This window comes from Candidatus Nanopelagicales bacterium, assembly GCA_028687755.1.
Lineage (GTDB): Bacteria > Actinomycetota > Actinomycetes > S36-B12 > S36-B12 > UBA11398.
Genome location: JAQTZL010000002.1, coordinates 286,623 through 301,115 on the forward strand (window position 1 = coordinate 286,623; position 14,493 = coordinate 301,115).

A 14,493-nucleotide genomic window follows, 5' to 3' on the forward strand; every position below is an offset into this window, starting at 1 on the left:
ACCATGGCTAAAACTGCAGTTTCGATCCCGCGCATCACCATCGCGATCGGAAATGAACCGCTGCTCATTGATCGAGTCGTTCGCACAACACTGAAGCAGCTGACTGCCAATGAGGGTGAACTGCAAATCACGACCTTGGCCGCCAATGGTGATGATGCTGCTGCGCTACTACGCGAGGCTTCAAGTCCGAATCTTTTTGGTGAGAACACCGCAGTTGTTGTGACCGGCATCGACCAAGCAACCGATGAACTTGATGGCGTGCTGCGTGCCTTCGCCGAAGATCCAGCCGATCACGCGTGGTTAATCCTGACTCACCCTGGTGGCGTTAAAGGCAAGAATCTGCTCGATACTTTGAAGAAGAGTGGTGCCGAACAGATTGCCTGCACACAACTCAAGGGTAAAGAGCTTCGCGGCTATCTCACGAAAGAAATCGCTTCATACAAGCGAGCGATGACCGACGAAGCCTTGTCGGCGCTCATTGATTCTGTCGGCACAGATCTACGCCTGCTCACTGGCGCTATTTCACAGCTCACGGCCGATGTTGAGAACAATCCCATCGGGCTTGATGATGTGCACGATTACTTTGCCGGCATCACAGGCGTCACTGGTTTCGCGGTAGCCGATGCAGTCTGGGATCGCCGGCCAGCTGAAGCCCTGCGTTCCCTTCGTTGGGCTATGCGTGACTCCGGTGACATCTCGGTGCCAATGGTCATGGCTCTTGCTTCTGGATTGCGCTCCATTATTCGAGTGGCTGCAGCTGGGCCTGGAACTTCTGAAGCCGATGTTGCTCGGCAGGCGGGAGTGCCACCTTGGAAGGTCAAGGCATTGCGTCATCAATGGGCGGCATGGAGTGGTGATCAGCGCCGGCTCGCAGCAGCTGCTGTTGCGTTAGCGGATGCTGATGGCGCTGCTAAAGGTGGCGTGGGTGAGGGAACAGCCCTTGATCCTGAGCAGAAATTACTTGCTCTGGAACGGCTCGTTTTACTGACATCGTCAAAGGGCGCGCTCTAGAGTCCAAACATGTTCAACCTTGCAGGGCATTGCGCGTTAGTCACTGGTGCTGGTCAAGGTGTGGGTGCGCAGATTGCTCGAGTGCTTGCTGAGCAAGGCGCGACTGTTCTTGTCAACGATCTTTTCCAAGACCGCGCCGAAGTCGTTGTTGAAGAGATTCGCAGGTCTGGCGGTAGCGCTGCACCGCTTGTTGCAGACATTACGAAACTCCATATCCTTCAAGACCAGATTGATCAGGTAACCAGTGGCCTGGGTTGCGCGGTAGACATCTTGGTCAACAACGCAGGTATCCCAGCTGAAGGTATTGAATTAGCTCGCTTTGTTGATTCTGATCCGGCGCAGTGGTCGCGACATATTGAACTCAATGGTTATGGCTTGCTGAACGCAACCTACGCAGTTCTCCCAAAGATGATTGAAGGAAAGTGGGGGCGCATCGTCACCATCACTTCTGATGGTGGGCGAGTAGGGGATGCGGGTGTTGCGGTGTACGGAGCAGCAAAGGCAATGGGTCCAGGGTTTATGCGCTCACTTGCGAAGGAAGTTGGATCAGCCGGTGTGACCTGCAATTCAATTTCTTTGGGTTCCATTGCGAATCCAAATCAACAACTTGATGCTGAGCGATTAGCAAAAATGAATAAGTTGTATGCAACCCGCAGACGCGGAACACCGGAAGACATTGCGCCAGCAGTGTTGTTGCTTGTGTCAGATGAAGGCAGCTGGATTACTGGTCAAACCATTCCGGTCAACGGCGGATACGCAACCAGCTAGTTACTTGGCAACAATTTTGAACACGATGATTGCAGTGACCACCACAATCAAAAATGCCACGTAGCCAATTGCGCGCAAAATTGATGCGCCACCCGATCGCGAAGCGATGAAGCCGATTGAGCAGACGAAGGCGAGCAGTAAGGCCTCTGAAAGCCACAATCCATCGACGCCGAAGAACAGCACGGGCACGCTTGCTAGTGCCGCAGCTGTTGCAGCTCCCGCACCTTGCGCAAGGAGTAATCGCGAGAGATTGTGGTGGACCTCTCCGCGATTGACGAATTTACTGGAAAGGCGAAAGGCGACCTGATGGGCCAAAAGGAGTGCAATGGTTGTTGCCAAAATGAATACGACGAGCTGGACATGGCTTTGTTCTGAGTTTTCGGGAATCACCAGGAGCACGGCGAGCAATGAAAGATTGATGTAAATCGCCATCGTGACGCCCTCGTGCCATTCTTCGTGGCGACTCTTAGGTCCGTCAATGATCGAACTCATGTTGATTCCTTGTCGTTCAAGCAAAAGACCCTCAGGTCTGCCAGTGCAGATCAGAGGGTCAGTGCAGATGGGAAACCCCATCAAAGGTTTTAGAGAGCAGCAGCGCGTGATGCGATTGCTGACTTGCGGTTTGCTGCTTGGTTCGCGTGGATAACGCCCTTGCTTGCAGCCTGGTCGAGCTCGCGGGTTGCAGCCTTTGCCAAATCCTTAGCTTCTGGCTTGCCTGCATCAGCAGCGTCACGGAACTTGCGAATGGCGGTCTTCAGGCCACTCTTCACAGCCTTGTTGCGCTGACGAGCCAACTCGTTGGTCCGGTTACGCTTAATCTGCGACTTGATGTTCGCCACGGTTCTACCTTTACTCGAATCTGATGGATCCTTGAATCCGCAGGAGGCGGTCATCCAAGGGTGAAGCAGTCGCCTAGGCTACCGGCTAGGTGCCCAAAGCACCAAATGACCCCATAACTACCCCGAAGGACCACAGTGCCAGGACCGCAGCCCGGAGCAACAGACCCTTCGGTCATCCGGAATTTCTGCATTATTGCCCATATTGACCACGGCAAATCCACCCTGGCCGACCGAATGCTCCAGGTCACGGGTGTGGTCGATGACCGCTCCATGCGGGCCCAGTACCTCGATCGCATGGACATCGAGCGTGAGCGGGGCATCACGATCAAGTCTCAGGCCGTTCGCCTGCCCTTCAAGAGTGATGACGGCGTTGAGTACGTCTTGAACATGATCGACACCCCAGGTCACGTCGACTTCACCTACGAGGTCTCTCGCTCCTTGGCTGCCTGCGAAGGCGCAATCTTGCTCGTTGACGCTGCCCAAGGCATCGAAGCCCAGACCCTGGCCAACCTGTACTTAGCCCTTGAGAATGATCTGACCATCGTCCCGGTGCTCAACAAGATTGATCTTCCGGCTGCGCAACCAGAGAAGTACGCCGCAGAGCTCGCCCGCATCATTGGTTGCGATCCTGCTGAAGTTCTCCTGACCTCGGCCAAGACTGGCTTGGGTGTGCGCGAGGTAATCGAGCGCGTAGTTCAGACGATCCCGGCGCCTGTTGGTGATGCGGATGCTCCTGCCAGGGCCATGATTTTCGACTCGGTGTATGACACCTACCGCGGTGTTGTCACGTATGTGCGTGTAGTTGACGGTCGCATTGGAACGCGCGACAAGGTTTCGATGATGTCGACCGGTGCGGTGCATGAACTTCTTGAAGTTGGTGTGATCAGCCCAGAGCCTGTTCTTTCCAAGGGTCTTGGTGTTGGTGAAGTGGGGTACCTCATTACTGGCGTGAAGGATGTTCGTCAGTCGCGTGTGGGTGACACGATCACCACTGCGCAAAAGGGTGCAACGCAATCGCTTGGTGGCTACCGCGATCCAAAGCCAATGGTGTACTCAGGTTTGTATCCAATTGACGGATCTGATTACCCAGAACTTCGCGATGCTCTAGACAAGTTGAAGTTGAATGACGCAGCGCTTGTGTATGAACCAGAGACCTCGTTGGCGCTTGGGTTCGGTTTCCGTTGCGGCTTCCTTGGACTCCTTCATATGGAAATCGTTCGCGAGCGCCTTGAACGCGAAGCAAATCTTGAATTGATTTCAACCGCACCTAACGTGATCTACCGCTTGGTGCGTGACGATGGTTCTGAATACATCGTCACGAATCCAAGTGAATTCCCGGATCAGAAGATCGCCCATATTTACGAGCCCATCGTTAAGGCGACGGTTATTTTGCCAAGCGAATTCGTGGGCACAGTGATGGAGCTATGTCAGCAACGTCGCGGAGTAATGCTTGGCATGGATTACTTGTCTGAAGATCGTGTGGAACTTCGTTACACCCTGCCAATGGCTGAGATTGTGTTCGACTTCTTCGATGCATTGAAATCGAAAACAAAGGGCTACGCCTCGCTTGATTACGAACTTAGTGGCGAACAAGATGCAGACCTGGTGAAGGTCGACATCTTGCTGCAAGGTGAAGCTGTTGATGCTTTTAGTTCGATCGTTCACCGTGATAAGGCAATGAGCTACGGCACGATGATGACGGGCAAGTTGAAAGAACTCATTCCTCGTCAACAGTTTGAGGTGCCTATTCAGGCAGCGATTGGTTCACGAGTCATAACGCGTGAAACTATTCGAGCGATTCGTAAAGACGTGCTCGCGAAGTGCTACGGCGGTGACATCTCTCGTAAGCGCAAACTTCTGGAAAAGCAGAAGGAAGGCAAGAAGCGCATGAAGATGGTTGGCCGTGTGGAAGTTCCGCAAGAAGCCTTCATCGCGGCCCTTTCGACCTCTGACGCACCAAAGAAGTAGTCATTGTGAGCGACACCAGCACGCTGTCGCTGTATGTGCACGTGCCTTTTTGTTCTAGTCGTTGTGGCTATTGTGATTTCAATACCTATACGGCAACAGAACTTGGCAATTCCGTTAGCAGAGATACGTTCCATGAGGTGCTAGCCAAGGAAGTGCGGCTTGCCGCTGAGCAACTTGGCGGCAGCCGAAAGGTCAGCACCGTGTTTGTCGGTGGTGGCACACCAACGCTGCTTGGATCGCAGGGTTTGAATTTCGTGCTCAATGAAATCAAGCAGTCCTTTGGACTGGAAACAGATGCTGAAGTCACCACTGAAGCTAACCCCGATTCAGTTACTCCTCAAATGTTGAGTGAACTACGCGAAGGCGGATTCACTCGAATTTCCTTTGGCATGCAAAGCAGCGCACCGAAGGTGCTCCAAATTCTGGAGCGCACCCACACCCCTGGGGCAAGTGTGCAAGCTGCGAAGTGGGCGACTGATGCTGGTTTTGCGCACGTCAACCTTGATTTGATCTATGGAACTCCTGGCGAAAGCGATGATGAACTCATTGCGTCAGTTGAAGCAGCACTCGAAGCAGGCATTGACCACCTATCTGCTTACGCATTGATCGTTGAAGATGGAACAGCGCTGAGTCGCAAAATTCAACGTGGTGAACTGCCGATGCCTGATGATGATGTGTGTGCTGATCGATATGAAATCATCGATGCGCGCATGCAAGCTGCCGGTTTACCTTGGTATGAAGTGTCGAACTGGGCAAAGCCCGGTAGCGAATGCCAACACAACCTTGCCTACTGGCGTAGCCAAGACTGGTGGGGCATTGGCCCGGGTGCGCATAGCCATGTCAACGGCAATCGTTGGTGGAATATCAAGCATCCAAGCCCGTATGCCGAGCGCATAGCGCAATGGGAAAGCCCAAGTGCGGGAACCGAAGTGCTCACCACTGATCAAGTGCAGATGGAAGAAGTGATGCTAGGTGTACGGCTTGCTGAAGGCATTGCGTTAGACACAGTGAGCATCGATCGCGTGAATGACCTCGTTACTGGCGGTCTGGTTGATCCAACTGGTGTTGCCAAGGGGCGAGTTCAACTCACGCTTGCGGGTCGATTGCTTGCTGACGCAGTTATTCGCGATCTGCTCAGTGACAAAGGAAATTAGTGACTAAGAAACATTGACGCCTGTTGCTCGCTGAATTGAAAGTTGCACGTCATTACCTGCAACGCATGAAATGACATGACCGCCAGCTTTGCGATCCGCAGTGACTCCATGCAGATGTAATCCAGGCGCGCCGACGCCTGCGAAGTCAGCCCCGGTACGGAAACCAACCAGCACAGCTTTGCGTGCACCAAGTGGGAAGAGCGTTTGCTTTGCAACAACATCAGCCAGTGGAAGGTAGGGCTTTGATTGAGCTGGAACACTGCGAGTAACAAGGTCAGTGAATGTGCCGCGCACCCGAACGGCAATCACGCCGCTAGTTGTGTTCGCCAATGTATTCACCGAGTTGACCAAGTTTGCGCAGGTTGTTCCCGGTGGAACTGGCCCTGATGTGTCGGGCTTAAAGGTGATGGCTTCGAAGAATGGTGTGGATTGCGAACCGTCGATCGTTTGTGGCAAGCCATCAGTGCTCACGCGATACATCTGTCCGCCAACAAGCACTAACTCACCATCAAGTCGATCGAAGGTGCCAAGACCCAAGGTTTGACCATGCCAAACTGAGTTAATCGGAGCAACACCGTCGTAATTGGGTGCGATGAGCGAGTCGTAGGTGCCGATCTGGACCACCCGATTGGCATCGCCGGTTGCGGCGAAGGTCGCAGGAGCAAGCGCGGCACAACCAACGAGCCCAGCGATAGTTGCGATGACGCTTCGGCTGCGACGGTTCATGCGGCTCCTTTGATAAGTCGATTCTGAACTTGTGGTCGTAGCGTAGAGGTGTACCAAAATTCATAAAAGTGGTACACTTTTCCCATGCCAACGACCCGTCAGCGCTACCAAATCACTGAGACCGATGCGCTAGCTGAGTGCCTAGATAAGGCTGCAGAAAAGTGGCCAGACGTTGCGCGTTCAAAGTTGCTTGTGCAGCTCGCACTTGCTGGCGCTCAGGTGTCTTTCGAGAGTCCAGTTGAGCGGGCACTGAAAGTACAAGTTGCTTTGACAAAGCTCCACGAAAGCCTCGGGGATCTTTACAAAGGCGTCACGGTCGAAGAGATTCGGGGGGAGTAGTCGCAATGATCACCTTGGACACCAGCACCTTATTGGCGATCCTCAATGTCGATGATCCGCATTCGCGATTGGCACAGATCGTGCTCGTTGCTTATCAGCCGCCGTTTTATGCTCACGAAGTTAATGTCGCTGAAACGTTAGTTCGCGCGATTGGTCATGAAACTCAACTCAGTGACATCAAGGCCTTTTATGACGAGTTCGTGGCGATTGTTGGGTCAGATGGTTTCGAGGGTGCGCTGAGAATTGCTGAAATTAGGGCAGCAAGTTCTCTCAAGATTCCTGATTGCTTCCCAATTGATGTCGCCGCCGAAACATCGAGAGTATTGGCTACCTTCGATCAAAAGATGGCCGCGGCCGCCCGAGGCCTCGGGCTTGAAGTAGTGCCCATCTAACGCCGTAGGATTGGCACTCAAGATTGCTGAGTGCTAACGCTGGAGGTGAGCATGCTGGAGGACCGTCGCCTAGCTGTGCTGCGCGCCATCGTCGAGGATTACGTCTCCACGCACGAGCCCGTTGGTTCAAAGGCGCTCGTGGAGCGCCACAGCCTCGGCGTATCGCCCGCAACCATTCGCAATGACATGGCCGCCCTTGAAGATGAGGGCTACATCGCTCAGCCACACACCAGCGCTGGTCGCATCCCAACCGATCTTGGTTACCGCCTCTTTGTTGATCGCATTTCAGATGTGAAGCCAATGTCTGTTGGTGAACGTCGCGCAATTGAGCAGTTTCTGACCGGAGCTGTCGATCTTGACGATGTCATGGTGCGCACTGTGCGCCTGCTTGCCCAAGTCACGCGTCAGGTCGCGTTGGTGCAGTACCCATCGTTGACTCGCAGCGCCGTTCGTCACGTTGAATTAATCCCAACGAGCGCCACTCGCTTGTTGCTCATTTTGATAGCCGACTCTGGCCGTATTGAACAACGCCAGATTGACGTAGCCATTCCGATAACTGAACAAAACCTCAGCGATATTCGCGCGCGTTTGTTGAACGATGTCATGGGTCAGTCGTTCTCTTCACTTGCTGACATTTTGGAAACTTTCACTGAGCGTTGTGATCCAGAACTTCGTCGTGTAGCGGCTGCGGTTGTTGCAACGCTCCTTGATGCGGCAACTGAACATGTTGATGAGCGCATCGTTATTGGCGGCACCGCTCACCTTGCTCGCTACGGCGAAGAGTTCCCGATTGCAATTCAGCCAGTGCTTGAAGCCCTTGAAGAACAAGTGGTGTTGATGCGCTTGATGGGTGAAGCTACCAGCGGTGTGAGTGTGCGCATTGGTCAAGAAACCGAAGTTGAAGGTCTTGCCTCCACATCCGTTGTGACCACGCGTTACGGGCGCCATGGTCAAGAGCTCGCATCACTTGGCGTTGTTGGCCCCACACATATGGATTACCCGGGCGCTATGCGCTCAGTACAAGCCGTTGCGCAATATGTCACTCGAATCCTTGAAGAACAGTGAGTTGAACCTTGAGTACTGATTACTACGCACTGCTTGGCGTAGAAAAGAGCGCGACTCCCGACGAGATCAAGAAGGCTTATCGCAAACTTGCTCGTGAGTTGCACCCTGACGTCAACCCTGATCCTGCCGCGCAGGAAAAGTTCAAGACTGTTACCGCTGCTTACGAAGTTTTAAGTGACGCTGAAAAGCGCCAGATGTATGACATGGGTGGAGATCCTCGCCAAGGCGGTGCTGGCGGATTCCAGGGCGGCTTTGATTTCGGCGACATCATGGACGCGTTCTTTGGTGGAGGTGGCGGTGGGCAACGAGGTCCACGTACTCGCGCACGCCGCGGTCAAGATGCCTTAATTCGTTTGCAAATTGATCTACAAACAGCTGTCTTTGGCGCAACCCGCGATATCACGGTCGATACTGCAATTGCTTGCGGCGCATGCACAGGCACTGGCATGGATGGCGATAGCGAGCCAGTGGTGTGTGCCATGTGTAAAGGTCGAGGTGAGTTGCAGCAGATGCAGCGTTCCTTTATTGGCAATGTGATGACGTCACGTCAATGCCCGAACTGCGACGGCGTTGGCACCACCATTCCGCACCCATGCCATGAGTGTGCGGGTGCGGGTCGTGTGCGCTCACGATCAACGAAAACGATTCAGATCCCTGCAGGTGTTGATACGGGAACACGTATCAAACTCACTGGAGAAGGTGAAGCCGGACCAAATGGTGGTCCAATTGCTGACCTTTACATCGAGATCATTCAAATTGAGCACCCAGTATTTGAACGTCACGGCGATGAGTTGCACTGTGCAGTCGAAGTTCCGATGACTTCGGCTGCGCTGGGGGCGACTATCACGTTGAACACTCTTGATGGCGAAGAGAAGCTGGATGTTCGCCCCGGCACTCAATCAGGGGAACAGCTCGTTCTTCGTGGCAAGGGCGCTGCGCGATTGCGCGGCGGGCAACGTGGCGATTTGCACGTGCACCTTGAAGTTCGCGTACCGACAAATCTTGATGCTGAACAAACCGAACTTCTCAAGAAACTTGCTGACCTGCGTTCTGAAGATGCAGTGCGAGTCAGCGGTGAGCAAGACGAAAATAGTGGCGGCCTGTTCTCGCGCTTAAAGGATGCGTTTAACCAAAAGTGACACCACCACTGCTGTTTGTTTCTGACCTCGCTGGCGTAGCCGTTGGCGATCAGATTGCATTGCCAACTCAAGAGGCTCGACATGCTGCAGCGGCCTTGCGCATGAGCACGGGAGAAATTCTTTTCGTTGCTGACGGTCAAGGTCATCGTGCTCAAGGCCGAGCCATTGTCGAAGGCAACGATGTCACCGTTGATGTCACATCAGTTGAGGCAATCAAGCGCCCAAACCCAACCTTCACCGTGGTGCAGGCATTGGCGAAAGGTGATCATGGCGAGCTGGCGATCGATCTGATGACCCAGGTTGGCGTTGATCGGATCATCCCTTGGTCGGCCTCACGGTCGATTGTTCAATGGAAGGGTGATCGCGCTGAGAAGTCGCTCACGAAATGGCAGCTGGCGGCTAAAGCTGCAACTAAGCAGTCACGTCAGGCTTGGAGTCCAGAGATTTCGCAAGCGCTGAGCACCAAGGAAATTCTTGCGCTTATTCCAAATTTCACTGCCACCTTCATTTTGCATGAAACGGCCAGACATCCGCTGGCTGGCGCTGCGTTGCCAAGTTCAGGCGAGATTTGCTTGATCGTTGGCCCGGAAGGCGGAATTTCAGACGAGGAAGTTGCAGCCTTTGAAGCCGCTGGCGCGCAGGTTGTCTCGTTAGGGGATTCAGTGCTGCGGGCATCCCTTGCTGGCGCCATTGGGGTGGGCGTTCTCAGCACTCGCCTTCGTTGGGCCCATGCACCTTCACAAAACGTGGAAGGATGAGGTTTGTGAGTGATTGCTTGTTCTGTCGCATCGTGGCTGGCGAAATACCGGCCGATGTCGTTATGCGAACCGACGAAGTTGTTGCCTTCCGAGATATCAACCCGCAGGCTCCAGTTCACGTTCTCGTGATTCCGGTTGATCACCATGCCAATGTGGCCGAACTTTCTGCCAATGCACCACACCTCACCGCCAAGGTGCTAGATGCTGCAGCCGCAGTAGCCGCGCAAGAGGGTCTTGGCGATCAGTTCCGATTGGTCTTCAATACCGGAGCAGAAGTTGGGCAATCAGTTTTTCATGTGCATGGGCATGTGTTAGGCGGAAGGGATTTCACATGGCCACCGGGGTAAGCGCATGAGTATTCCAACACCGAAGCCTCGTTCAGAAGCACGCATCACCATTCCCAACTCGCAGCCAATGGTTGCTCTGCTTGGTACGAGTGACGCCTACCTACGTTTGATCGAAGCTGCATTTCCTGCTGTTGACATCTTGGTTCGCGGTAATGAAATTGTGATGGCCGGTGATCCCATTGAATTGGGAATTGCGGAAACATTGCTCGGCGAAATGATGGCCGTTTTGCGCACAGGTCAGTCGTTGACACCAGAAACCGTGGAACGCAGCATTGCACTCCTTCGTAGCGGTTCAAGCCCAACTGAAGTATTGACCCAAAATATTCTGAGTAATCGTGGTCGCACGATCCGTGCGAAAACCTTGAATCAGAAGCGTTACGTCGATGCGATCGATAACAACACCATTGTGTTTGGCATCGGGCCTGCGGGAACTGGCAAGACTTACTTAGCTATGGCAAAGGCAGTCCAAGCTTTACAGGCAAAGAAAGTCACTCGCATTATTCTGACGCGCCCAGCTGTTGAAGCAGGCGAACGCCTTGGCTTCTTGCCGGGAACATTGTCGGAAAAGATTGATCCATACTTGCGCCCGCTCTACGACGCGCTGCACGACATGATTGACCCAGAATCAATTCCACGGTTGATCACAACGGGCACCATTGAAGTTGCGCCCCTTGCATACATGCGAGGCCGCACACTCAACGATGCATTCATCATTCTCGATGAAGCTCAAAACACTTCAGCAGAGCAAATGAAGATGTTCCTGACGCGTCTTGGCTTTGGTTCCACCATGGTGATCACTGGTGACGTGACCCAGGTCGACTTACCTGGTGGCGTTACCAGTGGCTTGCGAGTCGTGAGCGAAATTCTTGAAGGCGTTGATGATGTTTCATTCTGTCGCTTGAGTGCCGGAGACGTAGTGCGCCATAAGTTGGTCGGTCGCATCGTTGAGGCCTATGACCGCTACGACCTGTATCGGCAAGCATGACCCTCACGCTTGAAAACGAGACCGACTACATCGTTGATCTCCAAACCCTTGAACAGCAGGCACGATTCCTCATCGGTGCTCTTCGACTTCATCCAGAAGTTGAGTTATCGATCACCATGATCGATACAGATGAAATGGAATCCCTCCATGTCGAGTGGATGGACGAGCCTGGTGCCACTGACATTTTGTCGTTCCCTATGGATGAACTGCGTCCAGCTGATGAGCCAGTTGAAGGTGTGCTTGGCGACATCGTGATCTGCCCAGCATTCGTTGAGTCTGAAGTGCAATCCCATGGAATGGCCTTGCCTGAGCGCATTGAATTTCTCCTTGTGCACGGAATGTTGCACCTGATCGGTTATGACCATGCCACCCAAGAGGAATACGACGCTATGTTTGCTTTTCAAGACGAACTTTTAGCGCAATGGAAATCAGTGAATCAGGGGAGCGAACGTGGCTAGTGCCTGGTTAATCGCTTTGGCGGTAGTGCTGGTGGTGTGTGCCGGTTTCTTAGTCAGCATGGAAACTGCGATTGGCCGCGTTTCGCGCTCCCGCATTGAAGAAATTCGCAAAGAAAAGCCGAAGGCGGCCGATCGACTCCTGCGTTTACTTGAAGACCGTGCTCGCTATGTGAACGTGCTGCTCTTCCTTTCCACTGTTGCGACAGTGGGAGCAACCGTTATCGCAAGTTACGTATGCGTTGACACCCTCGCTCTTGGGCACGGCTGGTCTGTTGGTGGCGCACTCCTTACTGCTCTGGTGATCATGGTGGTGGTTTCGTATGTAGCGCTGGGAGTGGCTCCGCGCACGCTCGGTCGACAACATGCTGATCGCATTGCCTTACGTTCTGCCGGACTCATTCGCGGGCTTGCCACAATTTTGGGGCCAATTACGACTTTGCTGATTGTTTTAGGTAATGCGCTCACCCCAGGCAAGGGATACCGAGAGGGTCCCTTCGCTTCGCAAGCCGAGCTGCGCGAGCTTGTTGACCTTGCTGAAGCCGATGACCTCATCGAAGACGATGAACGTCAAATGATTCATTCAGTGTTCGAGTTGGGTGACACTTTTGCTCGTGAAGTCATGGTGCCGCGCACTGAAATGGTCGTGATCGAGAGATCCAAAACCTTGCGGCAAGGTCTCTCGCTGGGTTTGCGTTCTGGTTTCAGCCGAATTCCGGTGATCGGCGAAAATGCAGATGACATTGTTGGTGTGATCTACCTGAAGGATCTCGTTCGCCGGGTATTTGATCATCGCGAGGCTGAAGATGGCGAACGAGTTGAATCACTCATGCGCTCGGTGTTCTTTGTTCCGGACAGCAAGGCTGTTGATGAACTCCTCAAAGACATGCAAGCAGCGCGTGTTCACCTGGCGATTGCTGTTGATGAATATGGCGGCACTGCTGGTTTGGTAACCATTGAAGACATTCTGGAAGAAATTGTCGGAGAAATCGCTGACGAGTACGACACCGAAATGCCTGAAGTCACTGAACTGGATAGCGGTAGTTACCGGATCAGTTCACGCATGCATGTTGACGATGTTGCGGAGTTGTTGTCAATCGAAATTGATGCAGACGAAGAAGGAATCGACACAGTTCTTGGCTTAATGGCCAAGCGTCTAGGGCGAGTTGCAATTTCTGGTTCCTCAATTACTGAAGCTGGCTACACGTTCACCGCTGAAACCTCAGGTGGTCGACGAAATCGCGTGAGCTCAATTCGGGTTGACCCGGTGGTGGTCGAAGAGAGTGACGAAGCGTGAGTGAGCTGAGTGCGGAAGATGCCAAGTTAGTGACCTTGGCTCGTGGTGCTCGCGGCCGCATTGGCGCAACCCAAGGCGCTGCTGTGCGCGATGAAATGGGTCGCACCTATGCAGGTGCCACTGTTGATCGTCCGAATCTGAAGCTCTCAGCCCTTGAGTTAGCAGTCGCACAGGCAATAGCCGCTGGCGCAACTGGTCTGGAATGTGCGGTTGTTGTAGGCGGAACAGATATCGATGCGGCTTGTGTCGTTGATCTTGGTGGAAACGGAGTCCCGGTGTTGCTGTGTGCACCTGACGGCTCCGTTCAAGAGCGGCGGGAGTCGTAATGGAGCATCACAGTGGGTTTGTTTCGATCGTTGGCCGCCCAAACGTAGGCAAGTCAACGCTGACCAACCGCATCATTGGTCAAAAGATCGCGATCATGTCTTCGCGGCCGCAAACCACGCGTCGCATCATTCGAGGCATTCTCACTACTGAAGATGCGCAATTGATTTTGGTTGATACACCGGGCTTACATCGCCCGCGCACGCTTTTGGGCGAGCGCCTCAATGATCAGGTTCGCGAAACTTGGGCAACAGTTGATGCAATTGGTTTGTGCTTGCCAGCTGACGAACAGATTGGGCCGGGCGATCGATTCATTGCTGGCCAGATCGTGGAGCTTGGTAACAAGCCAATCGTGGTGATCGTGACCAAGGCGGACAAGGTCAATCGTGAAGCTTTGGCGGAGCGTTTATTGGATGCGCAACTCTTGGGTGAACAGCTCGGGGTTTCCTGGGCTTCGATTATTCCGGTGTCGTCAAATAATGGTGAAAACATTGACGAACTAGTGGCAGTTTTCACCAAACTGTTGCCGGTTGGGCCAGATCTTTATATCGACGGTGAAGTCACTGATGAGCCGCTAGAAATCATGATTGCCGAGCTCATTCGTGAAGCAGCACTTGAAGGTGTGGAAGACGAATTGCCACACTCCATTGCTGTCACGATTGAGGAAATGAGTGAGCGCGAAGATCGCCCGGCGGATAAACCAATGATGGATATTCACGCGAATCTCTTCGTTGAGCGCGATAGTCAAAAGGGCATCATCATCGGTAAGGGTGGATCTCGTTTGAAGCATGTTGGTGCGAAGTCGCGACAAGGCATTGAGCATTTAGTAGGCATGCCCGTGTATCTCAATATTCGGGTGAAGGTGGCTAAGGATTGGCAAAAGAATCCAAAGCAGCTGCGAAAGCTTGGGTTCTAAGAGCAACCTA

The 14,493-nt window shown here is 53.3% G+C and carries 18 protein-coding genes; 15 read left to right on the plus strand and 3 right to left on the minus strand.

Annotated features, from left to right (window positions below; translation table 11 throughout):
• Window positions 1-3: 3 nt before the first annotated feature.
• Together holA and PHN51_04545 are read left to right on the plus strand one after the other, a co-directional pair.
• A complete protein-coding gene (gene holA / locus PHN51_04540) occupies window positions 4-1,011 on the plus strand; it encodes a DNA polymerase III subunit delta (protein MDD2818045.1) in 1,008 nt (335 codons plus the stop codon).
• A 9-nt stretch (window positions 1,012-1,020) separates the two neighbouring features.
• Window positions 1,021-1,779: an SDR family oxidoreductase gene (locus PHN51_04545; protein MDD2818046.1), complete on the plus strand. Its 759-nt coding sequence runs from the start codon at window positions 1,021-1,023 to the stop codon at window positions 1,777-1,779.
• Here the strand turns inward: PHN51_04545 and PHN51_04550 are convergent, their stop codons facing one another.
• On the minus strand, window positions 1,780-2,271 hold the full coding sequence (locus PHN51_04550) for a hypothetical protein (protein ID MDD2818047.1): 492 nt from the start codon (window positions 2,269-2,271) through the stop codon (window positions 1,780-1,782). It abuts the gene before it with no gap.
• 89 nt (window positions 2,272-2,360) lie between these two features.
• A complete protein-coding gene (gene rpsT / locus PHN51_04555; GenBank protein ID MDD2818048.1) occupies window positions 2,361-2,618 on the minus strand; it encodes a 30S ribosomal protein S20 in 258 nt (85 codons plus the stop codon).
• Between the two features lie 135 nt (window positions 2,619-2,753).
• On the opposite strand from rpsT, the gene lepA reads away from it, so the two are divergent.
• Both lepA and hemW read left to right on the plus strand, forming a co-directional pair.
• Window positions 2,754-4,586 (plus strand): translation elongation factor 4, encoded by a 1,833-nt coding sequence (lepA, locus tag PHN51_04560; GenBank protein MDD2818049.1) that lies wholly within the window; start codon window positions 2,754-2,756, stop codon window positions 4,584-4,586.
• A 5-nt stretch (window positions 4,587-4,591) separates the two neighbouring features.
• Window positions 4,592-5,740, plus strand: a complete 1,149-nt coding sequence (hemW, locus tag PHN51_04565; GenBank protein ID MDD2818050.1) for a radical SAM family heme chaperone HemW — start codon at window positions 4,592-4,594, stop codon at window positions 5,738-5,740.
• A gap of 3 nt (window positions 5,741-5,743) precedes the next feature.
• Here hemW and PHN51_04570 read toward each other — a convergent pair whose 3' ends face one another.
• On the minus strand, window positions 5,744-6,466 hold the full coding sequence (locus PHN51_04570) for an acetolactate decarboxylase (GenBank protein ID MDD2818051.1): 723 nt from the start codon (window positions 6,464-6,466) through the stop codon (window positions 5,744-5,746).
• A gap of 84 nt (window positions 6,467-6,550) precedes the next feature.
• On the opposite strand from PHN51_04570, the gene PHN51_04575 reads away from it, so the two are divergent.
• The 11 genes from PHN51_04575 to era are packed head-to-tail and all read left to right on the plus strand — an operon-like array spanning window position 6,551 to window position 14,483.
• The gene (locus PHN51_04575; protein MDD2818052.1) at window positions 6,551-6,805 is read left to right on the plus strand and encodes a hypothetical protein; all 255 of its coding nucleotides are present in this window, start codon (window positions 6,551-6,553) and stop codon (window positions 6,803-6,805) included.
• A 5-nt stretch (window positions 6,806-6,810) separates the two neighbouring features.
• On the plus strand, window positions 6,811-7,197 hold the full coding sequence (locus PHN51_04580; GenBank protein ID MDD2818053.1) for a PIN domain-containing protein: 387 nt from the start codon (window positions 6,811-6,813) through the stop codon (window positions 7,195-7,197).
• A gap of 51 nt (window positions 7,198-7,248) precedes the next feature.
• Complete coding sequence (gene hrcA / locus PHN51_04585) at window positions 7,249-8,262, plus strand: heat-inducible transcriptional repressor HrcA (protein MDD2818054.1); 1,014 nt, start codon at window positions 7,249-7,251, stop codon at window positions 8,260-8,262.
• Window positions 8,263-8,270: 8 nt separating this feature from the next.
• Window positions 8,271-9,401, plus strand: a complete 1,131-nt coding sequence (dnaJ, locus tag PHN51_04590; protein MDD2818055.1) for a molecular chaperone DnaJ — start codon at window positions 8,271-8,273, stop codon at window positions 9,399-9,401.
• Entirely contained in the window at window positions 9,398-10,159 is a 762-nt protein-coding gene (locus PHN51_04595; GenBank protein ID MDD2818056.1) for a 16S rRNA (uracil(1498)-N(3))-methyltransferase, read from the plus strand. The genes dnaJ and PHN51_04595 overlap by 4 nt, the downstream gene beginning before the upstream one ends.
• Window positions 10,160-10,164: 5 nt before the next feature.
• Entirely contained in the window at window positions 10,165-10,506 is a 342-nt protein-coding gene (locus PHN51_04600) for a histidine triad nucleotide-binding protein (GenBank protein ID MDD2818057.1), read from the plus strand.
• A 4-nt stretch (window positions 10,507-10,510) separates the two neighbouring features.
• Window positions 10,511-11,491 (plus strand): PhoH family protein, encoded by a 981-nt coding sequence (locus PHN51_04605; protein ID MDD2818058.1) that lies wholly within the window; start codon window positions 10,511-10,513, stop codon window positions 11,489-11,491.
• Window positions 11,488-11,949: an rRNA maturation RNase YbeY gene (ybeY, locus tag PHN51_04610; protein MDD2818059.1), complete on the plus strand. Its 462-nt coding sequence runs from the start codon at window positions 11,488-11,490 to the stop codon at window positions 11,947-11,949. The genes PHN51_04605 and ybeY overlap by 4 nt, the downstream gene beginning before the upstream one ends.
• The gene (locus tag PHN51_04615; GenBank protein MDD2818060.1) at window positions 11,942-13,243 is read left to right on the plus strand and encodes a hemolysin family protein; all 1,302 of its coding nucleotides are present in this window, start codon (window positions 11,942-11,944) and stop codon (window positions 13,241-13,243) included. The genes ybeY and PHN51_04615 overlap by 8 nt, the downstream gene beginning before the upstream one ends.
• Window positions 13,240-13,569: a hypothetical protein gene (locus PHN51_04620; protein ID MDD2818061.1), complete on the plus strand. Its 330-nt coding sequence runs from the start codon at window positions 13,240-13,242 to the stop codon at window positions 13,567-13,569. Before PHN51_04615 ends, PHN51_04620 begins: the two co-directional genes overlap by 4 nt.
• Window positions 13,569-14,483: a GTPase Era gene (gene era, locus PHN51_04625; GenBank protein ID MDD2818062.1), complete on the plus strand. Its 915-nt coding sequence runs from the start codon at window positions 13,569-13,571 to the stop codon at window positions 14,481-14,483. Before PHN51_04620 ends, era begins: the two co-directional genes overlap by 1 nt.
• The last annotated feature ends 10 nt before the right edge of the window (window positions 14,484-14,493 follow it).

Coding starts and splice junctions, on each gene's coding strand:
- holA (MDD2818045.1), top strand. CDS start 4: ATGGCTAAAACTGCAGTTTCGATCCCGCGCATCACCATCGCGATCGGA.
- PHN51_04545 (MDD2818046.1), top strand. CDS start 1,021: ATGTTCAACCTTGCAGGGCATTGCGCGTTAGTCACTGGTGCTGGTCAA.
- PHN51_04550 (MDD2818047.1), bottom strand. CDS start 2,271: ATGAGTTCGATCATTGACGGACCTAAGAGTCGCCACGAAGAATGGCAC.
- PHN51_04570 (MDD2818051.1), bottom strand. CDS start 6,466: ATGAACCGTCGCAGCCGAAGCGTCATCGCAACTATCGCTGGGCTCGTT.
- PHN51_04575 (MDD2818052.1), top strand. CDS start 6,551: ATGCCAACGACCCGTCAGCGCTACCAAATCACTGAGACCGATGCGCTA.
- PHN51_04580 (MDD2818053.1), top strand. CDS start 6,811: ATGATCACCTTGGACACCAGCACCTTATTGGCGATCCTCAATGTCGAT.
- hrcA (MDD2818054.1), top strand. CDS start 7,249: ATGCTGGAGGACCGTCGCCTAGCTGTGCTGCGCGCCATCGTCGAGGAT.
- PHN51_04605 (MDD2818058.1), top strand. CDS start 10,511: ATGAGTATTCCAACACCGAAGCCTCGTTCAGAAGCACGCATCACCATT.
- ybeY (MDD2818059.1), top strand. CDS start 11,488: ATGACCCTCACGCTTGAAAACGAGACCGACTACATCGTTGATCTCCAA.
- era (MDD2818062.1), top strand. CDS start 13,569: ATGGAGCATCACAGTGGGTTTGTTTCGATCGTTGGCCGCCCAAACGTA.